At 65.9% G+C, this 22,280-nt stretch carries 14 protein-coding genes and 1 other RNA gene; 4 read left to right on the forward strand and 11 right to left on the reverse strand.

Annotated elements, in window-relative coordinates:
* Window positions 1-28: 28 nt before the first annotated feature.
* Window positions 29-1,891 carry a dihydroxy-acid dehydratase gene (gene ilvD / locus HUX88_RS24115; RefSeq protein ID WP_176363407.1) on the reverse strand — a complete coding sequence of 621 codons (1,863 nt, stop codon included), beginning with the start codon at window positions 1,889-1,891 and terminating at the stop codon, window positions 29-31.
* 146 nt (window positions 1,892-2,037) lie between these two features.
* On the opposite strand from ilvD, the gene HUX88_RS24120 reads away from it, so the two are divergent.
* Both HUX88_RS24120 and lgt read left to right on the forward strand, forming a co-directional pair.
* A complete protein-coding gene (locus tag HUX88_RS24120) occupies window positions 2,038-2,934 on the forward strand; it encodes a LysR family transcriptional regulator (protein ID WP_117011782.1) in 897 nt (298 codons plus the stop codon).
* On the forward strand, window positions 2,928-3,773 hold the full coding sequence (gene lgt / locus HUX88_RS24125; RefSeq protein ID WP_176363408.1) for a prolipoprotein diacylglyceryl transferase: 846 nt from the start codon (window positions 2,928-2,930) through the stop codon (window positions 3,771-3,773). The genes HUX88_RS24120 and lgt overlap by 7 nt, the downstream gene beginning before the upstream one ends.
* Before the next feature lie 76 nt (window positions 3,774-3,849).
* Here the strand turns inward: lgt and HUX88_RS24130 are convergent, their stop codons facing one another.
* The 9 genes from HUX88_RS24130 to HUX88_RS24170 form a co-directional block, all read right to left on the reverse strand.
* Window positions 3,850-4,677 (reverse strand): sulfite exporter TauE/SafE family protein, encoded by an 828-nt coding sequence (locus HUX88_RS24130; RefSeq protein WP_176363455.1) that lies wholly within the window; start codon window positions 4,675-4,677, stop codon window positions 3,850-3,852.
* Complete coding sequence (locus tag HUX88_RS24135) at window positions 4,677-5,144, reverse strand: EVE domain-containing protein (protein WP_176363409.1); 468 nt, start codon at window positions 5,142-5,144, stop codon at window positions 4,677-4,679. Before HUX88_RS24135 ends, HUX88_RS24130 begins: the two co-directional genes overlap by 1 nt.
* A gap of 65 nt (window positions 5,145-5,209) precedes the next feature.
* A non-coding RNA gene (ssrS, locus tag HUX88_RS24140) (6S RNA) lies at window positions 5,210-5,390 on the reverse strand.
* 46 nt (window positions 5,391-5,436) lie between these two features.
* Window positions 5,437-5,748 (reverse strand): cell division protein ZapA, encoded by a 312-nt coding sequence (locus tag HUX88_RS24145; protein ID WP_117011786.1) that lies wholly within the window; start codon window positions 5,746-5,748, stop codon window positions 5,437-5,439.
* Window positions 5,745-6,059: a hypothetical protein gene (locus HUX88_RS24150; protein WP_307720784.1), complete on the reverse strand. Its 315-nt coding sequence runs from the start codon at window positions 6,057-6,059 to the stop codon at window positions 5,745-5,747. Before HUX88_RS24150 ends, HUX88_RS24145 begins: the two co-directional genes overlap by 4 nt.
* A 44-nt stretch (window positions 6,060-6,103) precedes the next feature.
* A complete protein-coding gene (gene galA / locus HUX88_RS24155; protein ID WP_176363410.1) occupies window positions 6,104-8,947 on the reverse strand; it encodes a beta-galactosidase GalA in 2,844 nt (947 codons plus the stop codon).
* Window positions 8,948-9,021: 74 nt separating this feature from the next.
* Entirely contained in the window at window positions 9,022-11,628 is a 2,607-nt protein-coding gene (locus tag HUX88_RS24160; protein WP_176363411.1) for a TonB-dependent receptor, read from the reverse strand.
* Window positions 11,629-11,768: 140 nt separating this feature from the next.
* The gene (locus HUX88_RS24165; RefSeq protein ID WP_176363412.1) at window positions 11,769-12,731 is read right to left on the reverse strand and encodes a LysR substrate-binding domain-containing protein; all 963 of its coding nucleotides are present in this window, start codon (window positions 12,729-12,731) and stop codon (window positions 11,769-11,771) included.
* A gap of 52 nt (window positions 12,732-12,783) precedes the next feature.
* On the reverse strand, window positions 12,784-13,701 hold the full coding sequence (locus tag HUX88_RS24170; RefSeq protein WP_176363413.1) for an SMP-30/gluconolactonase/LRE family protein: 918 nt from the start codon (window positions 13,699-13,701) through the stop codon (window positions 12,784-12,786).
* A gap of 222 nt (window positions 13,702-13,923) precedes the next feature.
* Between HUX88_RS24170 and dgoD the strand changes: the two genes are divergently transcribed.
* Window positions 13,924-15,072 (forward strand): galactonate dehydratase, encoded by a 1,149-nt coding sequence (gene dgoD / locus HUX88_RS24175; RefSeq protein ID WP_117011791.1) that lies wholly within the window; start codon window positions 13,924-13,926, stop codon window positions 15,070-15,072.
* Window positions 15,073-15,080: 8 nt separating this feature from the next.
* A complete protein-coding gene (locus HUX88_RS24180; RefSeq protein WP_229219510.1) occupies window positions 15,081-17,618 on the forward strand; it encodes a beta-galactosidase in 2,538 nt (845 codons plus the stop codon).
* Between the two features lie 124 nt (window positions 17,619-17,742).
* On the opposite strand, the gene HUX88_RS24185 is transcribed toward HUX88_RS24180, so the two are convergent.
* The gene (locus tag HUX88_RS24185) at window positions 17,743-22,260 is read right to left on the reverse strand and encodes an S-layer family protein (RefSeq protein WP_176363414.1); all 4,518 of its coding nucleotides are present in this window, start codon (window positions 22,258-22,260) and stop codon (window positions 17,743-17,745) included.
* Window positions 22,261-22,280: the final 20 nt, after the last annotated feature.

The following is a 22,280-nucleotide window of genomic DNA, read 5'->3' on the forward strand; positions in this document are numbered from 1 at the left end:
GGCATATTGCGGGCAAGCCCGTACTGGCTTAACGCTTGATCTGCGACAGATCGCGCACGGCGCCGCGGTCGGCCGACGTGGTCAGCGCCGCGTAGGCTTGCAGCGCCTGCGACACATAACGCTCGCGGTTGACCGGCTTCCATGCATCGCTGCCCTTGGCCTCCATCGCCGCGCGGCGCGCCGCCAGGTCGGCATCGCTGATGCGCAGGCTGATGGTGCGGTTCGGGATGTCGATGTCGATCATGTCGCCCTCCTCCACCAGGCCGATGGCGCCGCCCTCCGCCGCTTCCGGCGAAGCATGGCCGATCACCAGTCCCGAGGAACCACCCGAGAAGCGGCCGTCCGTCAGCAGCGCGCAAGCCTTGCCCAAACCCTTGGACTTGATGTACGAGGTCGGATACAGCATCTCCTGCATGCCAGGACCGCCCTTCGGACCTTCGTAGCGGATGATGACCACATCGCCTTCATGCACGGTATCGCCAAGGATGCCTTCAACCGCCGCGTCCTGGCTCTCGAACACGCGCGCCTTGCCGCTGAATTTCAAAATGCTTTCGTCCACGCCGGCCGTCTTCACGATGCAACCGTTCTCCGCCAGGTTGCCGTACAAGACAGCCAGGCCGCCGTCCTGCGAATAGGCGTGCGCCTTGTCGCGGATGCAGCCGGTACTGCGGTCGGTGTCCAGCGCGCCGTAGCGCTCCGATTGCGAGAACGCCACCTGCGTCGGCACACCGCCCGGCGCGGCGCGGAACAACTGCTGCACGGCCGGATCGTCGGTGCGCTTGATGTCGTTGCGTTCGATCGCATCGCCCAGCGTCGGCGCGTGGATGGTCGGCAGCGAGGTGTCGAGCAAACCGGCGCGCGCCAGCTCGCCCAGGATCGCCACGATGCCGCCGGCGCGGTGCACGTCCTCGATGTGGTACTTGTCGGTCATCGGCGCGACCTTGCACAGGCAAGGCACTTTGCGCGAGATGCGGTCGATGTCCTTCATATCGAAGTCCACGCCCGCCTCGTGCGCGGCGGCCAGCAGGTGCAGCACGGTGTTGGTGGAACCTCCCATCGACACGTCCAGCGCCATCGCGTTTTCAAACGCGGCCTTGGTGGCGATGGAGCGCGGCAGCACCGAGTAGTCGTCCTGCTCGTAGTGGCGCTTGGCCAGTTCGACGATCAAACGGCCAGCGCGCAGGAACAGCTGCTCGCGGTCGGAGTGGGTGGCGACGATGGTGCCGTTGCCCGGCAGCGCCAGGCCCAGCGCCTCGGTCAGGCAGTTCATCGAGTTCGCGGTGAACATGCCCGAGCACGAACCGCAGGTCGGACAGGCGGAACGCTCGATCTCGGCGACATCCGCATCGCTGACCGTTTGATCGCCGGCCTTGATCATCGCATCGACCAGATCGAGCTTGATGATCTTCTGTTTGCCGTCGACCACCTTCAGCACCTTGCCCGCTTCCATCGGGCCGCCGGAGATGAACACCACCGGAATGTTGATACGCATCGCGGCCATCAGCATGCCCGGCGTGATCTTGTCGCAGTTGGAGATGCAGACCATCGCATCGGCGCAGTGGGCGTTGACCATGTACTCGACCGAGTCGGCGATCAAATCGCGCGACGGCAGCGAATACAGCATGCCGCCGTGGCCCATGGCGATGCCGTCGTCCACCGCGATGGTGTTGAATTCCTTGGCCACGCCGCCGGCCTTTTCGATCTCGCGCGCCACCAGCTGGCCCAGGTCCTTCAGGTGCACGTGGCCCGGCACGAACTGCGTGAACGAGTTCACCACGGCGACGATAGGCTTGTCGAAATCGCCGTCCTTCATGCCGGTGGCGCGCCACAGGGCGCGGGCGCCGGCCATGTTGCGGCCGTGGGTGGTGGTGCGGGAACGGTATTGCGGCATGATGGATCTCCAATGATAAAGGCGGGCTTAAGACCGCTGGCTTAGTATGAGAGATTGCCTTGGCCCTGCCCCCATGTCAAATATAGTATTTGCGGCCCTGTGAGTCGTATAAAATATCACTGGAACAAATTTCAATAGTAAACAATATGAACCTGGAACTGCGGCAGCTACGCTATTTCGTCACCGTCGCCGAGGAACTCCACTTCGGCAAGGCGGCGCTGCGCCTGCACATGACGCAGCCGCCGCTGTCGCAGACCATCCAGGCGCTGGAGGAGCTGCTGGGTGCCGCGCTGTTCGAGCGCAACCGGCGCGGCGTGGCGCTGACGCCGGCCGGCCTGGCGCTGCTGCCGGAGGCGCGCCGCATGCTGGCGCAGTCGCTGGAACTGCCGCAACTGGTGCAGCGCGCCGCCGCCGGCGAGGTCGGGCGGCTGACGCTGGCCTTCGTCTCCTCGGCCGACTACAGCGTGCTGCCGCCCTTCCTGCGCGCCTACCGCGCAGCGTATCCGCAGGTGCAGATCACGCTGCAGGAAGCCACGTCCGACCTGCAGCTGGACGACCTGCTGCACAACCGTATCGACGCCGGCCTGCTGATCCCGCCGCTGCCGGACAAGGCCGGGCTGGAGCTGGACTACCTGCCGGTGCTGAGCGAGCCGCTGGTGCTGGCCCTGCCGGCCGGGCTGCTGAAGAAGAAAGGCAAGCTGGCGTTGGCCTCCTTGCCCAAGCTGCCGTTGATCGTCTTCCCGCGCGCGATCTCGCCGGCCCTGTACGACGCCATCCTGTCGGTGTTCCGCGACGCCGGCATCACGCCGGAAATCGGCCAGCAGGCGATCCAGATGCAGACCATCGTCAGCCTGGTGTCGGCCGGGATGGGGATGGCGCTGGTGCCGCAGTCCGTGTCCAACCTGATGCGGCCCGGGGTAGAATACCGGGCGCTGCGCGACGCCACCCCGCTGGTCGAAACCGGCCTGGCCTGGCGGCGCGACAACGCCTCGCCGGTGCTGCGCGGCTTTTTGGAATTATTACGAAAGAACACCCTATGCTGATACACCCGATGCCCGATCCGATCGCCCTGCAACTGGGGCCGGTGGCGATCCACTGGTACGGCTTGATGTACGTCCTCGCCTTCGCCCTGTTCATCACGCTGGGACGGGTGCGTATCAAACAGCCGCACATCGCCGCGCAGCGCTGGAGGAAGGAGGACCTGGACGACATGCTGTTCTACGGCATGCTGGGCGTGATCATCGGCGGGCGCATGGGCGAGGTGCTGTTCTACGAGCCGGTCAAGTACTTCTCCGATCCGATCGAGATCTTCAAGGTCTGGCATGGCGGCATGTCCTTCCACGGCGGCTTCCTCGGCGTGCTGATCGCGATGGCCCTGTGGGCGCGCAAGAGCGGGCGCAACCTGCTGGACGTGTACGACTTCATCGCGCCGCTCGTGCCGCTGGGTTACGCCGCCGGCCGGCTGGGCAACTTCATCAACGCCGAGCTGCCGGGGCGCGTGGTCACGGACCAGTCGCTGCCGTGGGCGATGCTGTGGCCGAACAACGCCTATCCGCTGCATCCGAATCCCGTGTTCCTGGAGGGCCTGCGCCATCCGTCGCCGATCTACCAGTTGCTGATCGACGGGCTGCTGGTGTTCGTCATCCTGTGGCTGTTTTCGCGCAAGGAGCGTCCACGGCTGGCGGTCGGCGCGATGTACACGCTGCTGTATGGTTGCGCGCGCTTCTTCACCGAATACTTCCGCACGCCGGACTGGGAGACCACCGTGCTCGGCATACCTATCACCTCGGGGCAGGTGCTGTCGCTGCCGATGATCGTCGGCGCGGCCGCCATGCTGGTGTGGTCCTACCAAGTCAAACAGAAGGGCCGCGCGCCCATCTAACCGTTGGGGTCAAGTCTGACATTCGGACACGGCCTCTGCCGTAGCGCTCTGCTACGGCAGAGGCCGTGTCCGAATGTCAGACTTGACCCCAATTTGCTTTGCGTAACATGTAGGCGGCGAGGCAGTACAGCACTATCGCGAAGATTTTGCGCAGGGTTTGCACCGGCAGCTTGTGCGCGGTGCGCGCGCCCAGCGGCGCGAGCGTGACGCTGGCCGCGGCGATTACCAGCAACGCCGGCATGTAAACGAAACCGAGCGAATAGCGGGGCAAGTCCGGTGTGTTCCAGCCGTAGTAGATATTCGATAGCGTGCCGGCCAGCGCAATCGGAAATCCCAACGCGGCGCTGGTCGCCACGGCGTTATGGATCTTGACGTTACGCCAGGTCATGAACGGTATCGACAGGAAGCCGCCGCCCGCGCCCACCAGCCCCGCCACCAGGCCGATCACGCCGCCGGCGCCGAACATGGCGGCGTTGCCCGGCAGGCCGCGCTGCGCGACACCTTCGGCCGGCACGGCTTTTTTGGCGAGCAGCATCTGCGTCGCGGAGAAGGTCAGGAAGATGCTGAACAACAGCGCCTGCCCCGCCGAACTCATTTGCTTGGCGATCCACGGGCCGCACCACGCGCCCAGCAAGATACCGGGCGCCAGCAGCAGCGCCACCGGCCACAGCACCGCGCCATGCTGATGATGCGCGCGCACCGAGGACATCGACGTGAACAGGATCACGCCCAGCGATGTCGCCACCGCCATGTGGATGATCGCCCCCTCCGGAAAGCCCTGCGCGCTGAAGATCAGCGTGATGAACGGCACCAGTATCATGCCGCCGCCTATGCCCAGCAGTCCCGCCATGAAGCCGCCCACGGCGCCCATCAACAGCAGGATCAGCACCAGGCCCAGGTCCATCAGCCGCTCTTTTTCAGCAGCTTGACGATGGCGTTCCACTGCGCCGCCGTCACCGGCGTGATCGACAGGCGGCTGCCTTTTTGCAGCACCACCATGTCCTCCAGCGCCGGTATGGTACGCATCTCGGCCAGCGGCAGCAGCCGCGTTTTCTGCGTGCCTTGCACGTCAATCGAGATCCAGCGCGGCTGCTCCGGCGTGGCCTTGGGATCGTAGTATTTGCTGTCCTTGTCGAACTGCGTGGCGTCCGGATACGGGCCGCCCACCACCCGCGCCAGACCGGCGATGCCGGGCTCCGGGCAGCTGGAGTGGTAGAACAGCACGCCGTCGCCGTCCTGCATGCCGTCGCGCATGAAGTTGCGCGCCTGGTAGTTGCGCACGCCGAACCACGGCGTGGTCTGGCCCGGCGACGCCATCACGTCGTCGATGCTCACTTCATCAGGCTCGGATTTCATCAACCAGTACTGCATAGATTTTTCTCCAGACGAAAAAAAGCGGCTGCGCACTCACATGCTTGCAACCGCTTCTTTAGTAATGAGGCCCCGCCTGTGCCGTCTTTGCCGGCATCCCGAACCAAACGGTTCAAGGTGGTCACAGTTAGTTCAATTTCGGGTTCATCGGACTAGCGACGCTCACGCCCATCGAACAAAATTCCGCAACCGGTGCACATAAATGGTTCAAGGAATATATGGCAATCGCGAACACCGCAGGGTGAGACGAAGTTTACTCTCTTGTCCGCCGCAAAGGAAGGAGTTTAGCGAATTAAAACAGGGTTTCTTGTGGCGTCAGCGCGCTATCGAGCACTTTGTGCATGGCGCTGATCCGCGTCTGCACTTCCAGCATCGACATGTCCGACAACGGCCCCACCGGCGATTTCACCGACAGGAATTCCGCCGCCATACCCAGCGCCGCCATCACGGCGATGCGGTCGTTGCCCTTGATCTTGCCGGCGTCGCGAATGGCCGTCATCTTTTTATCGAGGAAGGCCGCGGCCTCGCGCAGCGCGCGCTCCTCGCCTTCCTTGACGACCAGCCGGTACGGCGAACCCATGATGGTCACATCCAGCTGTATCATCGTGCGTCCTCGTTTTCAGGCTTTTGTTCCTCTTCGGCGTCGCCGTCGAGCGCGGGGATTTTTTCCAACAAAGCCTCGACGCGGCCGGCCGCCTCGGTCAACTGGCGCCGATAACCCAGGTTCTCCACCACGAGGGCGGCATTGATTTGACGCAGTTCGGTATTTTCCCGACGCAGGGCGTGGGTCATCTCGGCCAACTGGTCGATTTTGTCGGATAGTTCTTGGAAATCTGGAATCATCCCGCCACTATAGGCAGCGCGCGGAACGCCGTCAACCGAATCACGCGCGCCGCCCGCATATTTGGCGGGCAAGCGCGCGATTTATTTCCTCACTGTCAACGCCATGCTGAAAATTGCTACTTTGCCAGCAAGCGTGGCGTAATGCTCACATAGCCCTCGATGCCGCTGGCCTGGCCCGGCTCCGCTTCAACGATGACGTTGATCTCGCGCTTGCCGGCGCCGGCCGGCAGCGGCAGTTCGAACGCCTCCAGCGCGTAGCTGTCCTTCTTGCCGGCCAGCTGGCCGTTCAGCCAGAACTCCGCCTTGCCGCGCACGCCCGCGAAGCGCAGCACGCCGCTGCCATCGGACAGGTTCTTGCGCGGCGTGAAGCTGGAGCGGTACAGGTGATATTTGGCGGCGGCCGGCGCGATCATCGGCGGCGATCCCCAGCCCCAGGTGTTCATGTCGAAGCTGGTCAGCTGCTGGTTAGGGTCGGGACGCTGGGCGCTGTCCGGCGCGATGCGCCAGCCGCGCACAAAGGTCAGCGGCGCCTCGGCCTGCGCCACGAAGGGCTGCGCCGGTGTGGCCTTGACCGGGATGCTGATGCGCGCCGGCGCCAGGCCGGGCGCTGTGGCGGTCACTTCGATCGCGTCCTTGCCGTCGTAGTTGGTCTGCACGATCAGCTGCGCCAGGCCGTTGAACAGGCGGCGCGTCGCGCCCTTCTCGTCCTCGTGCGAATTCGGATCGCCGTTGCCGTGGCCGATGGAGCGGCCGCCGCCTGTCACCACGAAGGTCACCTGCGCGTCGGCCAGCGGCACGGCACGGCCTTGCGCGTCCAGCGCGCGCACGGTGATCGGCATCGCATCGCGGCCATCGCCGGCCAGCTGCGCCCGGTCCGGCACCAGCTCCAGCGCGACGGCGGCGCCGGTGGTCTCCACCGAGGTGCGCGCGACTTCCTTGCCGCCGTTGTAGCCGATCGCTTCCAGCTTGCCGGGCGCGTAGGCGACGTTGAAGCTGTTCATGCGGTACGGGTCCACCTTCTGCTCACCCAGCACGCGGCCGTTCAGCAGCAGCTGCACGCGTTCCACGTTGGCCATCACCATCACGCGGATGTCCTTGCCCTCGCTGCCGCTCCAGTTCCAGTGCGGCGCGATATGGATCAGCGGACGGTCCTTGATCCACTGTACCTGGTGGATGTAGTAGGCGTTCTTGGGGAAGCCGTTCAGGTCCATGATGCCGAACGCCGAGCTGACCGAAGGCCATTCGTTGGGCGTCGGCTCGCCGCGGTAATCGAAGCCGGTCCAGACGAAGCCGCCCGCCACGTATGGCCGGGTGGCGATGGCCTGCCAGGCGTCGCGGTGGGTGTTGCCCCACTTGGCCGCGTCGTCGTCGTAGCTGGCGATCAGGTTTTTCTCGCGCACGGTCTGGAACTCGCCGCGCGTCATGAAGGCCGAGGTATCCTCGGAGCTGGTGAACGGCTTGTTCGGATAGGCCTTGTGATAGCGGTCGTAGTCCGGCACATGGTAGTTGGAGCCCACCACGTCCACCGCGTGCGACACGTTCAGCTCAGTCAGGAAGCCGCCGTTCATCGCCGCCGTGACCGGACGCGTGTCGTCCAGCGCCTTCACCGTGGCCGACATGCGGCGCACCATTTCATAGCCCACTTCCGTGGCCTGCTCCGGCTCCTCGTTGAACACCGACCACAGGACCACGCCCGGATGATGGCGGTCGCGCTTGACCATCCACTCCAACTGCTTCATGTAGTCCGGCGATGGATTGAAGTTGCGGTTCTCGTCCATGACGACAAAGCCCATGCGGTCCACCAGGTCCAGCACCTCGGCCGCCGGCGCGTTGTGCGAGAAGCGGATCGCGTTCACGCCCAGCTCCTTGAGCCGGCGCAGGCGGTACTCCCACACCGAATCCGGCACGGCCACGCCGACGCCCGCATGGTCCTGGTGGATGCACACGCCCTGCAGCTTCACATGCACGCCGTTGAGGAAGAAGCCCTGCGCCGCGTCGAAGCGGATGGTGCGGAAGCCGGTATGCAGCGACACTTCATCGAGCGCCTTGCCATCCTGCAGAACGCGCGTGGTCACGCGATACAGATTGGTCTTCTCCAGCGACCACAGGGCCGGATGGTCGACGGCCACCGGCACCTTCACCGTGCTCGTGTCCAACACGCCGATGCGGGCAGCGACGCTCTGGCGCGCCACCTGCTTGCCGGTCGGGTCGAACACCGACACTTCCACCGTCACGCCGCTGGCCTGCTTGCCGCTGTTGTTCAGCGTAACCTCGACCGGAATGGTCCACTGATTGTTCTTGCCCAGGCGCGGCGTGGCGTGCACGCCATCGGTGACGACGTGCACCGGATCGCGCTTGACCAGCCACGCATGGCGGTACATGCCCGCGCCCTCGTACCACCAGCCTTCCATGGCCTCGGCGTCGGCGCGGATGGCGATGGTGTTCATCGCGTCGCCGTAGCGCAGATAGGGTGTGATGTCGATATAGCTGGCGTTGTAGCCGGACCAGTTGCGGTTGACCACATTCCCGTTCACCCACACGGTGGCGTGGGTGGCGATGGCGTCGAGCTGCAGTTCAAAATGGCGGCCGCGGTCGGCCGCTTCCACGCGCAGATAGCGCCGGTACCAGCCGACGCCGCGCGGGCGATAGCCCTGCGCGATGTTGGCGTTGGGGTCGAACGGGCCTTCGACCGCCCAGTCATGCGGCAGGTCCAGGTGGCGCCAACCGGAATCGTCGTATTCGGTGCCGGCCGCGCCGGCGGCGTTGCCCGCCTTGGCGTTGTCGTAGGATTCATCGCTTCCCTTGATCGGCGGCTGGACGATGTCGCCCAGGTGGAACAGCCAGCCGCGGTCGAGCGACAAGCGCTCGCGGCCCATCGTTGCGGCCTGCGCGGCCACGCAGGCCGTCAGCAGCAGAACGGCGGAGCACAGCCGCCGCCAGTTGAATATGGTCGATTTCAATTTGCGTCCCCTTGATGAAAAAAACGGAGCAGCGCCATCACGCGCCGCCCCGTCAAAGCCACGACAAAAACAGATTACATCTTGAACGACAGGCCCAGGTTGAAGCGGCGGCCGAACTCGGTGACCTCCTGCTGTACCGGGATGTTCGCGCTGGTGTAGACGGCCTTCTGGTTGGTCAGGTTGTCGATGCCGAAGCGCAGTTGCACGTTCGGCGTCAGCTGCTTGGCCAGGTTCAGCGTCAGGTAGGTTTCGGCTTCGTTCATGATCAACTGGCCGGCGCCCCAGGTTGGATTACGCACGAAAGCACTGTGGTAGTTGGCGGAGATGCGCGCCTCGTAGCCTGCCTTCTCGTACCACAGCGTCACGCCGCCGTTGCTCTTCATCAGACCTTCGATCGGATAAGGATTCACGCTCGGCGTTTTCTCGTGGATGTTGCTGGTGGTGTAGGCGTAGTTGCTGGCGATGCCCAGGCCATCGAACGGCGCCGGCAGCGAAGTAAAGGCCTGCTGGTACACCAGCTCCACGCCGCGAATGTCGCCGCCATCGCCGTTGACCGAACGGGTGATGGTGGCTGGGCGGCCGTTGACGGTGGTGGTGTCGCTGGTGATGGCGATGTAGCGCGATACCTTCTTGTAGAACGCGCCGGCCGACAGCAGCGAGCCTTTGCTGAAGTACCACTGGTAGGCCAGGTCGACCTGGTTGGCCATCATCGGCTTCAGTTCTGGATTGCCGGCGCTGCCGGTGACCGGCTGGGTGGAATCCGATACCACGTTCAGGTTGCGCGATGCGCGCATCTCGTCCAGCGGCGCGCGCGACCTGGCGGGCGCCACGCTGAAGCGCACCTGGCGTTCCTGCGCCTCGTCCATGTTGAAGATCAGGTTCAGGCTGGGCAAGATCTCGTTGTAGGAGGTGCCGCCTTCGACCGCCGTCGGCGCCGCGCCGTTCAGCGACTGCGCGCCGTAGCCGGTCTGCGTGGTGTGCACCAGGCGCACGCCGACGTTGCCGCGATAGGTCTTGCCGAAGGCTTCGCCGTCCAAGTCACCCTGCACGAAGGCCGAGGTGCTGCGCTCCTTGACCTTCCAGCCGGACAACGCATCGTTCCGGATTTGCCAATCCTGCCGTACCTGGCCGTCGGGATTAAAGGCGTTGGGGCCAAAGGCGGCGGCGGTCGACGCACCGAAGTCCTTCAACGCGATATACGAAGGGAAGCCGCTGACGTTGACGGTCTCGTAGGCCGAGTCGGGAATCGCCGCCGTCGGATTCAGCTGCCAGGTGGTCTGGCGATAGCTCTTCTCGCGATCGGTGGCGCGCACGCCGACTTTCAGGCGGCTGACGATGCTGTTCTCGATCGGGCGCGAGGCGCTCAACGACACGGCGTTCAGCAGATCCTTGACATGGCCGTCGGTGTCGACATACAGCGTGGGCGCGCCGAAGTTGGCCGGGTTGCCGGTGTCCAGGCCGCCGAAGTCGTAGCTCTGGCGCTCGTCGCCCGTGAAGGACCAGTTGATGGTGGTGCTGTTTTTCGACGTCTGGCGCAGGTCGCGCCACTGGCTGGCGCGCATCGCGTGCGAGGTCGATAGGTCAGACTCCACCTTCCAGTCGCCGACGTTGAACTTGGCGTTCAAGCCGCTGGCGGCGACGCTGTTGTCCTGGATCCAGCGGGCGTCGTTGTTGATGACGTTGACCCATTTGACGGTGCCGCCGGCCACATAGCCGTTGCGGATATCGAGGTTGCTGAAATTGCCGGAGTTGCCGCCGTCCCAGTTACCCATGTCCCCGGTCCAGTGCTGCATTTGCGCCTCGTCGATCGCGGTCTTGGCGTAGTAGCTGTCGGCGGTGATCAGCACATCCTTGTTCGGCTTCCACTCGGCCTTGGCCAGTACACTGGTGCGCTTGTCCTTGCCGTGACGGACGTCGTCCTGGAAGCCCCATGGCGTCTTATCCACCTTGCCGTCGCCGTTCAGATCAGCCGAATGGTCCTCGTTGAAGCCCCAGTGACGGATATTCTTCTGCATCGAAGGCTGGTCCTGGTAGCTGAAGGCCAGCGCCACGCCCAGCGTCTTGTTGTTGAACTGGTCGATGTAGACGCCACCGAGACGCGGCGCGGTCTTGTCGGCGCCGCCGATGTCCTTGGCCAGCGCGTAGTACAGCGCGTCCGCCTTCAGCGATACCTGGCGGCCCGAATACTTCAACGGCGAGACGGTTTGCAGGTCGATGGAAGTGGCGATGCCGCCTTCCGCCAGCTCGGCGTTCTGCGTCTTGTAGATGGTGGCGCCGCTCAGCGACTCCGACGGGAACTGCTCGAAACGCACGGCGCGGTTAGGCTCCGACGAGGCCAGCTCGCGGCCGTTCAGCGTGGCGCCGATGAAGCGTGGCCCCATGCCGCGCGCGACGATCTGGCTGGCGTTGCCGCGATCCAGGCCGGACGACATGCCCGGCAGGCGCGCCAGCGATTCGGCGATGGTGGTGTCGGGCAGCTTGCCGATGTCTTCGGATGCGATGACTTCAACGATGCTGTTGGAAGCTTCCTTGGCGGCCAGCGCATTGCGCACCGAAGCGCGGATGCCGGTCACGTTCACTTGCTGGATGTCGCCCGCCGCTTCCTGGGCAAATGCTTGTTGGACCAGCATAGGGGACGTGAAGAGCGTGGCGATCAGCCAGCTCATTTTCTTGTGCTTCATGTGCATCTCCAGTGTTGTTTAGGTTTCGTCTCTGGTTACCACTCGGACGAATAACTGGATGCTAGCGAAACGAAAGAATCACTTCCAATAGCTTATTCAGCGCGGGCCATACGAAGTTCGTATATCACGCTTGAGGTCGCTTACGCGGGAGGACGATAGTGAGGATAGATGCTGGCCGCGGCGTCGCGCAGCGCGAGGAGCATGGCGTCGGCGCCAGGCGAGAGCTGGTGTCGCTTGCGCGTCACAATGCCGAACGAATCCATGCTCACGCCCAGGTCGAACGGCAGTATCGTCATCAGGCCCGCTTCCAGGTACGGCTGCACGGCGTCGGACGGCAGCGCGACGATCATGTCGTTGCTCATGAGGAGACTGGCGACGACCGGCAGGTCGAGCGTCTCGACGGTTTCCGCCGGCTGTTCCAGGCCGTGCGACAGGAACAGCGCGGTCAGACGGTCGCGCAGGATGCTGCCGGCCGGCGGCAGTATCCAGCACTGCGCCATCAGGTCCTCCAGCCGCAGGTCGGCGCGGCCGGCCAGCGGATGGCCGGCGCGCGCAATCAGCAGATGCGGCTCGTCGGTCAGCGGTTCGAAATTGAGTTCGTCGGCGGCCGCCGTGTCGAGAATGCGGCCGACCACCAGATCCAGCTCGCCGCCACGCAGGCGCTCCACCAGCGCTTTGCTGGTCGACATGCTGACCGCGACGTGCACCCGCGAGTGGCGCGCCTTGAGCAGGTTGATCGCCTTCGGCACCAGGCCGGTGGCCGGCGCCAGCACGGTGCCGATGCCCACGCGCCCGCGCAGGCCGGACAACAGCTCCATCACCTCCTGGTGGGCCGCGTCCATCTCCGCCAGCGCGGCGCCGGCGCGCCGTATCAGCACTTTGCCGTACCAGGTGGGGGCGACGCCGCGCGACAGGCGCTCGAACAATTGCACGCCCAGCGCGTGTTCCAGCTCGCCCAATAATTTGGACGCGCCGGGCTGGGTAAGGTTGGCCGCCTGCGCCGCGTGCGCGATCGATCCGTGCCGGCCCAATTCGACCAGCAGCACCAAATGGCGGGTTTTCAGGTGGGAGCGGACGAAGCGGTCGGAGCTTGAATCGGTCATAGGGGTGATTTTCTGGATCGCCCATCATAAGGGCGCGCCGTTGCAGCGTCAATCACCCTGGCGCCGGCGTTGGGAATCGGCGGACGGCCGGGCCGTCGTCGAAGGGTGTATCGGCCACGCCTGGCGCCAGCTCCTCGGCCAAGGCGGGCGGCAGGCCATACAGCCCGCCGCGCACGCCCAGCAGCAGCAACTGGCGCGCGTCGGCGCCGCCGAAGGCCATGCCGGACGGCTGCTCCTGTTCCAGCGCGATCCGGCGGTGCAAATGGCCGTCGGCGCAGTACTGCGCCACCCCCCCGGCCTGCACGCTCCACAGCATGCCGGCACTGTCGACGGTGGCGGCGCCCCGCTCGGACGCCTGCGCGAACTCGCGGATCTCGCCCACCTTGGCGCGCTCCGCGTCGTAGCGGCACTGCATGATGCCGCCCCGGGCGGCGTCGGCGAAGTACATGCGCGTGCCGTCCACGCTGAAGGCGATGCTGCGCGCCGTGACCACCACCGGCAAGGCCAGGCGGCGCAGCCCGTGGCGCGTCGAATATTGATAGAAGCTGCCGATGGGCCGCTGGTCGGCGCCGGTGTTGGCGGTGCCGAAGACGAAATTCCCATGCCGGTCGGTGCAGCCGTCGCTGATGACGGTGCGCGCCTCGGCGGCGTCGATGGTCGCCAGCACCTGCGCCTGCAGCGGGCGGCCGGGCTGCCCGGCGGGTGTCAGCTCCACCATGCCCAGGCGCTTGCCCTGGCCAAGCAGCATGCGCCCGGAGCTGCAGCAGGCGATCACGCCGGCACTCTCCTGCAGGCGCGCGCCGGCCGCCTTGCCGTCGTGCCGCGGCCAGGCGTACAACTGGCCGCCCTGCGGGTCCGGCCAGCGCCAGCAGGCGGCCTGCGGATCCCAGCGCAGCGCGCAGCCGGCCTGGCCGGCGAGCGCCAACAGGATGCCGGTCGTGGAAGCGGTGGACGTACTGGTTGGACTCATGCTGCGGGGGCTCCGGATGGATGATGTGACCGCGCCAGTCTAAGCGGCCCGCCACCGCCGCAGATATGAATAAATCGGCGCTTGCCATGCCGATATCGGATAGCTGGGCGGCGCCCGGGAAGCTATCCGATAATGATATGCCTACTTACGAATTAATCATATTTCCAGTCTAGCGGGCAGGCTTAGACTGAGCACTGTTCCTGAACTTACCCTCTCTCTCCTATGAAAATCATCAAACTGACGACCTACCGTGTACCACCGCGCTGGATGCTGCTCAAGATCGAAACCGATGAAGGCGTCGTCGGCTGGGGCGAACCGGTCATCGAAGGCCGCGCGCGCACCGTGGAGACGGCGGTACAGGAAATGGAATCTTATCTGATCGGCCAGGACCCGTCCCGCATCAACGACCTGTGGCAGACCATGTACCGCGCCGGTTTCTATCGCGGCGGCGCGATCACGATGAGCGCCATCGCCGGCATCGACCAGGCGCTGTGGGACATCAAGGGCAAGGTCATGGGCAAGCCGGTGTACGAGCTGCTGGGCGGCCTGGTGCGCGACCGCATGAAGATGTACAGCTGGGTGGGCGGCGACCGTCCTTCCGACATCATTGAGCACATCAGCAAGCTGCGCGAAGGCGGCTTCAATACGTTCAAGATGAACGCCACCGAGGAACTGGGCATGCTGGACACCGCCGCCGCCGTCGACAAGGCGGTCGAGCGCGTGGCCGAGATCCGCGCCGCCTTCGGCAACAGCATCGAGTTCGGCCTGGACTTCCACGGCCGCGTGGCCGCGCCGATGGCCAAGGTGCTGCTGCGCGAGCTGGAGCCGTATCGCCCGCTGTTCGTCGAGGAGCCAGTGCTGGCCGAGCAGGCCGAGTACTATCCGCGCCTGGCCGCGACCACCTCGATTCCGCTGGCGGCCGGTGAGCGCATGTATTCGCGCTTCGAATTCAAGAACGTGTTCCACGCCGGCGGCCTGTCGATCGCGCAGCCGGACCTGTCGCACGCCGGCGGCATCACCGAATGCATGAAGATCGCCTCGATGGCGGAAGCCTACGACATCACGCTGGCGCCGCACTGCCCGCTCGGCCCTGTCGCGCTGGCGGCCTGCCTGGCCGTGGACTTCGTGTCGTACAACGCCGTGCTGCAGGAGCAGAGCATGGGCATCCACTACAACAAGGGCGGCGAGCTGCTGGACTACGTCGTCAACAAGGAAGACTTCCTCATCACCGACGGCTATATGAAGCCGCTGCCCAAGCCCGGCCTGGGCGTGGTGGTGGACGAGGCCCGCGTGCTGGAGGCGAGCCTCAACGCGCCGGACTGGCGCAATCCGGTGTGGCGCCACGCGGACGGCAGCGTCGCCGAGTGGTAAGGATAGCCATGCCATTTTTGTTTAGCCGCCGTTCGGGCGCCGCGCTGATCGTGGGCGCCCTGGCGGGCGGCGTCGCCGGCGCCGATACCTTGTCCATCGATGCCAGCGCAACAACTCCCGCACCGAAAGCTGCGGCGCTGCGCATGGGCAGTTCGGTCGCACCCAACGGCGACAGGCTAGGCGCCAACGCGCGCTACCTGACCCGCAACGGCGCCCCGTGGCTGCCGGTGATGGGCGAATTCCATTACAGCCGCACGCCCGCCTCGCAGTGGGAGGCGGAGCTGCGCAAGATGAAGGCGGCCGGCATCGACATCGTCGCCAGCTATGTGATGTGGAACCATCACGAGGAGCTGGCCGGCCAATTCGACTGGCAGGGCAACCGCGACCTGCGCCGCTTCGTGCAGCTGGCCGCCAAGGCCGGGCTGGATGTGGTGGTGCGGGTGGGCCCGTGGGCGCACGCGGAAGTGCGCTACGGCGGCGTGCCGGATTGGGTGGTCAACGCCATGCCGACCCGCTCCAACGATCCGCAGTACATGGCGCTGGTGGAGAAGCTGTACACGCAGATCGGCGCGCAGCTCAAGGGCCAGTTGTGGAAGGATGGCGGCCGCGTGATCGGCATCCAGCTGGAAAACGAATACAACATCGATGGTCCCGGCAAGGGCGCGGCGCACATCGCCGCGCTGAAGAAGCTGGCGCTGAAGGCGGGCATGGACGTGCCCTACTACACCGTCACCGGCTGGGACGGCACCATCTATCCCACCGGCGAAGTGACGCCGGTGTTCGGCGGTTATCCCGACGAGCCCTGGGGCACCAGCACCAGCGAGCTGCCGCCGAAGGAGACCTACGCCTTCCGTTTCGATACCCGCGTCAGCGGCGACCTGGGTGCGCAGACCGTCGCCCACGCGCCCGGCACGGCGGAGACGGACAAGGACGTGACGCCCTTCCTCGGCGCGGAATACGGCGCGGGCCTGCCGTTCATGTATCGCCGCCGCACGGTGGTGAGCGCGGACGATATCGCGTCGATGCTGCCGGTGCAGCTGGGTTCCGGCGTGAATTTGATGGGCTACTACATGTTCCATGGCGGCCGCAATCCGACTGGTTTGGGCGGCACCTCGATGGAGGAAAGCTCGCTCAGCGGCGGCTACAACGACACCACCATGATCAGCTACGACTTCCAGGCCCCGCTCGGGCCGGACGGCCAGCAGCGCAAGGTGTTGGAGAAGCTGCGGCCCTTCCATCTGTTCCTGCACGATTTCGGTTCGCGGCTGGCACCGATGACGGTGCGCAAACCGGACGCCTCGCCGGCCACGCCGGACGATTTGAAGACGGCGCGCTTCGCGGTGCGCAGCGAAGGCGATCGCGGTTTCCTGTTCGTGAACAACCACGTGCGGCAGTATCCGATGGCGGCGCAGCGGGGCACGCAGTTCTCGGTCAAGCTGCCGGGCCAGACGGTCACGCTGCCAAGCGCGCCGGTCGATATCGCCGATGGGACGTACTTCATCTGGCCGCTGAATCTTGATCTGGACGGTGTTAATCTCGCCTACGCGACGGCGCAGCCTTTGGCCTTGCTCGACCAGGGCAAGGCTGGCGTGGTGGCGGTGTTCGGCGCGAGCGCTGGCGTGCCGGCGGAGTTGGCGTTCGATGCAGCGCTCGCACCGCAGATCCATGCCGATGGCGGTGCGAAGGTCGCCGTCGCCGGCGGCCGTGCGCTGGTGAGCGGCGTGCAGCCAGGCGCCGGCGCGGCGCTGACCGTGCAGCGCGAAGGCAAGCGGCCGTTGACGGTCGTCGTGCTGACGGCGGAACAATCGCAGCAACTAAGCGTGGCGGAACTGGGCGGCCAGCGCCGCCTGATCCTGAGCGGCCAGCAAACCTACGTGGCCGATGGTGCGCTGCAAATGCGTTCGACGGGCAGCAACAAGTTCCGCTTCGCCGTCTATCCCGCGTTGAGCGGCAAGCCGACGGCAAGCACCGCCAGCCCCGCGTGGGCAGCGGCGGCTTCCAGTGGCAAGGACAAGCCGGCTGCCGGGCAACGCGTCACCCTGCGCGAGGCAGGCAACGACGGCATTTTCCAGGCCTTCGAAGCGGAGCTGCCTGTTCGCGATCTGAAGGCCATTGTCACGCCGACGCGCGCGGCGCAGGAGGCTGCGCCCATCGTCATCGGCGGCAGTGCGAAAGCCGCTGTCCAACCGCTGCCGGAAAACTTCAAGGCGGCGGGTGCGTGGCAGATCAACGTCCCGCGCGAGCAGTTGCGTGGGCTGGACGACGCGCTGCTGCAGATCGACTTCGTCGGCGACATCGGCCGCCTGTACTCGGGCACGCGCATGCTGGACGACTGGTACTACAGCGGCTATCAGTGGCAGTTCGGCCTGCGCCAGGCCTGCGCCCTGCTCGACCAGCCGCTGACCGTCTCCGTCCTGCCGCTGCGCGCCGATGCGCCCATCTACCTGCCGAAAGAGGCGCGCCCCGATTTCGCGGGCCAGCCTCAAATCGCCACCATGCGCGGCGTCAGCGTGATACCGGTATATCAGCTGCGCGTAGCGCCGTAAAGCTTGTCATGTGGTTTGCCGCCCACCGCGCCCCGCGGCGGGCGGTTTTTTTTCGCCCGAAAAAAAAGCTGAAGACCGGCGGCATGCGCCACCTGTCTTCAGCCTTGTCTTGAGCCGATCTGACTTAGCTAGCCACGCCCACCAACTGCACGCCGGCGCTGCCGCCCGTGATCGATGCGGTGATCAAGTCGGCGAAGGTGTGCATGCGGTCGGCCGTCCAAGTGGCAGCCATCTCATACGGGCTGCTGCCTTGGTCGGCGTGCGCCACCAGATCGGCGAAGTTGATCGCGGCGACCTGCTTGCCGCTGGCATCGACCAGGTCCACCTCGGCGATGTTGACCTTGGCGTAGTCGGCCACCGTGAACTGCGCGTAGGACTTGCCGCCGTCGACATAGTTGATGACCAAGTCCGAGCCGTCGATGTTGGCCTTGACGTGGTCAGCCGCGATGGTCACGCTGCTGAACAACTTGTTACCGGTGAACTTGAGCACGTCGTTGCCGCCGGCCACCTCATGCACCGTGTCCTTGCCGTCGCCCATGGACATCACATAGGTGTCCTTGCCCGCGCCGCCGTTCAGCGAATCGTTGCCCATGCCGCTGTACAGCGTGTCGTCGCCGGCGCCGCCGAACAGGCGGTTGTTGCCGGCGTACTTGTAGCCCAGCGTGTAGGCCAGCAAACCGGCGATGAAGAAGTCGGCGCCCTTGTACTCGCTCAGGTGCAGGTTGATGCCCAGGTATTTGCCCAGCCAGTTCACGCCGTCGCCGCTGGCGTTGGAGGCCGTCTTCAACGCGCTGCCCAGCCAGTCGGTGGCGTCGGCCAGGGCCGTCCCCACGTCGGCGTCGGCCACGTAGTTGACGCCGCTGCTGATGCCGTTCACCGCCGAGGTCAGGCCGCTCTTGCCGCTGTCCAGCGCGGACTTGAGCGGCGTGGCCACGTCGATGCCCGACGACGACAGGCCGGCGGTGTTGGTGATGCCGTTCAGCGCGTCGTTGGCGGCAGCGTTGAGACTGTCGGCCAGCTTGCCGCCGCTGGCGGTGGCCTTGGCCAGCTCGGCCTTGATGCTGTCGGCCACGCCCGCCCAGCCCTTGCTGATCTCGTCCGTGAAGGTGGAGTTCAGATACTTGGTGATGGCGTCGAAGCCCTTGCCGGCGTCGTTCCAGGCCGCGTTGAGCGCGTTGGCCTTGCCCACCAGCAGATGGTCGATCACGCCCCAGCCCAGGCCCATCATGGTGTCGTTGCCGTTGCCGCCGCCGACGTAGGTGCCGGCGTTGGTGGCGAAGATGGTGTCGTCGCCGTCGCCGCCCATGATCACATTGCCCACCAGGTTGATCTTGCCCAGGTCGCCCTTGGACAGCGCGCCGTATTGCGAACGGATGAAGTTGGCGTTCATGGCCGCGCCCACCCAGTCGCCGGCCGACTCGTAGTCGTTCTCGACGATCGATTCGGCCGCGTTGAACACGGTGATCTCGGCCAGGCCGATGATGGTGTCGTTGCCGGCGCCGCCCAGGGCGATGTTGTTCTGGCCCGACGAGACGATCAAATCGTTGCCGTTGCCGCCCATGCCGATGGTGGTGGTGCCGGCCAGGATCAGGGTGTCGTTGCCGTCGCCGGCGTGCACGAAGTTCATGCCGGTGTCGAGGCTGACCTTGGTCGAGTCGGTGGTCTGGGCCTTGTCCGAGCCTTCCACCGCCTCGGTGGTCGTGCTGGAGTAGCTCAGCTTGCTGCCGGCGTTGAGTACGACCAGGAAGTCGTCGCCCGAATCCGACAGCACCACGTTGTGGTCGCCGTAGACCACGGCGGTATCGTTGCCGGCGCCGGTCCAGGCCACGTTGAGCTGGGTGCTGCCCTTGGTGGTGCTGGTGGTGGTCTGGTTGCTGCCCTCGACCTCGTTGGTGGTGGTGCTGGTGTTGCCACCGCCGTAGCTGACCATCACCAGCGTGTCCTTGCCGCTGCCGCCGATCACGCCGTTGTCCTTGCCGACCACGGTCTCGACGTTGTTGCCGTCGCCGGCCACGATCAGGTTGCCGTTGACGTTGACCGACTTGGCCGCCGTGCCGAAGGCCAGCGCAGTCAGCACGTCGTCGCCGCTGCCGCCCTCGATCAGGTTGCCCTTGCCCAGCGCGGTGACGACGTTGTTGCCCTCGCCCGCCGACACCACGTTGTAGGTGCCGACCACGGTGACGACGTCGTTGCCGGCGCCGGTGACGATGCCGGACTTGCTGCCGATGGCGCTGACCACGTCGTTGCCGGCGCCGGTCGCCACCAGGTTGTTCACGCCCAGCGCGGTGGCCACGGTGTCGGCGCTGCCGCCGATCAGCACGTTGTTCTTGCCGAAGGCGGTCATCACGTCATGGCCGCTCTGGTTGGACGCCGCGCCCGACAGGCCGGCCTTGGAGACCAGGTCGGTGGCGGCCACGCCGGAGGCCAGCGAGTCGACCAGGCCGACGGCGGTGGCGGCGATCTCCGCGTAGTTGCCGGTGGCCAGCAGGTTGTTGGCGCCGACCGCCGTCACGGTGTCCGCGCCGGCGTCGCCCCACACCACGTTGCGCGCGCCGAACACGGTGACGGTGTCGTTGCCGCTGCCGCTCCACACCACGTTGTTGGCGCCGATGCCGGTCACGACGTCGTTGCCGCCGCCGGTGTAGATCACGTTGGTCGAGCCGATGGCGCTGACCACGTCGTTGCCGTCGCCATGCGCGACATTGCTGCCGATGAAGGAGGCCACGGCCTTGGTGGCGCCGCCGGCCGCGCTGCCCAGCTTGGCGGTGACGTCGGCCAGGCCGTCGCCGATGCCGGTGACGATGACGTTGACCGAGCCGGCCGCCGTCACCACGTTGTTGCCGGCGGTGTTGACGACGATGTTGTTGCCGCCCAGCGCGGTGGTGATGTTGTCGCCGCCGTTGGCCAGCACGATGTTGTTGCCGCCGGCCGCCGTGACCACGTCCTTGCCGGCGCCGGTGTAGATGACGTTGTTGCCGCCCACGGCCACCACGGTGTCGTTGCCGGCGCCGCTGTTGATGCCAGCGGCCAGCTTGGCGCTGGCGTTGTTGATGGCGGTGGCGGCCGCCTTGCTCGGCATGGCGTCGGCCAGCACCTTGCCCAGTCCGCCGGTGGCGGCCTTGACCATGCCGCCCAGCTCGGTCAGCACGACGTTGGTGCCGCCCAGCGCCACCACGGTGTCGCCGCCGACGGTGGTGGCCACCAGGTTGGCGCCGCCCACGCCGACCAGCGTGTTGCCGCTGCCGTTGGCCAGCATCACGTTGTTGACGCCGACCGCCGCCTCGATGTTGCCGCCCTGGTTGCTGACCAGCGCGTTGCTGTCGCCCAGCGCGGCCACCTTGTTGCCGCTGCCGCCGGTGTAGGCGATGTTCAGCAGGCCGCCCAGCACGATGTTGCTGTTGCCGCCGTCGTCGATCACCACGTTGGCGCCGCCGCCGGCCACGATGTTGTCCTTGCCGTCGCTGGCGGTGATGCCGTTGGCGCCGCCCAGCGCCACCACGGTGTCGTTGCCGCTGCCGGCGTTGATGACGTTGGCGCCGCCGGTGGCCTGCACCTGGTCATTGCCGGCGCCGGTGCCGATGACGTTGGCTCCGCCGGCCGCGGTGACCGTGTCCGCGCCCGAGCCCGAGCTCACCACGTTGGCCGCGCCGTTCAGCGTGACGTTGTTGTTGCCGTTGCCAGCCTTGACCTCGTTGGCCGCACCGTTGGCCTTGATGGTGTCGTCGCCGGCGCCGGCCGTGATGTGGTTGTTGCCGCCGTCGGCCGTCACCGTGTTGGTGCCCTCGCCGGCGTCGATCACGTTGCTGGCCGCCTTGACGGTGATGCGGTCGTCGCCGCCGCCGGTGTTGATGACGTTGCTCGCGCCGTCGGCCGTGACGGTGTCGGCGTCCTTGCCGGTGTTGATGACGTTGGAGGCGCCGCCGGCGTTGATGACGTTCCAGCCGTCGCCCGCGTTGACCTTGTTGGCGCCGCCGTTGACGGTGATGTTGTCGTTGCCGCTGTCGGTGCTGACGGTGTTGGCGCCGCCGTTGGCGGTGATGGTGTTGTCGCCGCCGTCGACGTCGATCTTGTTCCAGCCGCCGTTGGCCGTCACGCGGTCGTTGCCGTTGCCGGCGGTGATCTCGTTGTAGGCGCTGTTGATGGACAGGCTGTTGTTGCCGTCGCCCAGGTCGACGTCGGCCGCCGCGCCGGCCGACACGGTGACCGAGTCGTTGCCGGCGCCGCCGCTGATCTTGTTGTAGACGCCAACCTCGACGCGGATGGTGTCGTCGCCGTTGCCGCCGTCGATGCGGTTGTAGCCGCCCACACGCACGACGATGGTGTCGTTGCCGTCGTCGCCGTACAGGTTGTTGTAGGCGCCGGCCGTGACGGTGATGGTGTCGTTGCCGCCGTCGCCGTGGATGATGTTGGCGCCCAGCGAGCTGGCCGTGTAGTTGTTGTCGCCGTTGCCCAGGCTCTTTTTGGTGTAGCCCAGTTCGCTGATCCTCTTGGCCGCCGCCGTGATGTCGTTGCCGACCACGTCGAAGGCGTCGCCGATGCCGTTCAGGTCGCTGCCGATGTCCTTGATGGTGTCGCCGACCTTGTCGACCACGCTGACGATGGGCTTTTCCACGTGTTTTTTGAACCAGCTGCCGATACTCATCTTTACCCCTTGTTATGGTT

The sequence above is a fragment of the Duganella sp. BJB1802 genome (assembly GCF_013369445.1).
GTDB lineage: Bacteria > Pseudomonadota > Gammaproteobacteria > Burkholderiales > Burkholderiaceae_D > Rugamonas > Rugamonas vulcania_A.

What these genes read in the sequence shown, in the direction of transcription:
- ilvD (WP_176363407.1), bottom strand. Translation starts at nt 1,891, where the DNA reads ATGCCGCAATACCGTTCCCGCACCACCACCCACGGCCGCAACATGGCC.
- HUX88_RS24120 (WP_117011782.1), top strand. Translation starts at nt 2,038, where the DNA reads ATGAACCTGGAACTGCGGCAGCTACGCTATTTCGTCACCGTCGCCGAG.
- lgt (WP_176363408.1), top strand. Translation starts at nt 2,928, where the DNA reads ATGCTGATACACCCGATGCCCGATCCGATCGCCCTGCAACTGGGGCCG.
- HUX88_RS24130 (WP_176363455.1), bottom strand. Translation starts at nt 4,677, where the DNA reads ATGGACCTGGGCCTGGTGCTGATCCTGCTGTTGATGGGCGCCGTGGGC.
- HUX88_RS24135 (WP_176363409.1), bottom strand. Translation starts at nt 5,144, where the DNA reads ATGCAGTACTGGTTGATGAAATCCGAGCCTGATGAAGTGAGCATCGAC.
- HUX88_RS24145 (WP_117011786.1), bottom strand. Translation starts at nt 5,748, where the DNA reads ATGATACAGCTGGATGTGACCATCATGGGTTCGCCGTACCGGCTGGTC.
- HUX88_RS24160 (WP_176363411.1), bottom strand. Translation starts at nt 11,628, where the DNA reads ATGAAGCACAAGAAAATGAGCTGGCTGATCGCCACGCTCTTCACGTCC.
- HUX88_RS24165 (WP_176363412.1), bottom strand. Translation starts at nt 12,731, where the DNA reads ATGACCGATTCAAGCTCCGACCGCTTCGTCCGCTCCCACCTGAAAACC.
- HUX88_RS24170 (WP_176363413.1), bottom strand. Translation starts at nt 13,701, where the DNA reads ATGAGTCCAACCAGTACGTCCACCGCTTCCACGACCGGCATCCTGTTG.
- dgoD (WP_117011791.1), top strand. Translation starts at nt 13,924, where the DNA reads ATGAAAATCATCAAACTGACGACCTACCGTGTACCACCGCGCTGGATG.
- HUX88_RS24180 (WP_229219510.1), top strand. Translation starts at nt 15,081, where the DNA reads ATGCCATTTTTGTTTAGCCGCCGTTCGGGCGCCGCGCTGATCGTGGGC.
- HUX88_RS24185 (WP_176363414.1), bottom strand. Translation starts at nt 22,260, where the DNA reads ATGAGTATCGGCAGCTGGTTCAAAAAACACGTGGAAAAGCCCATCGTC.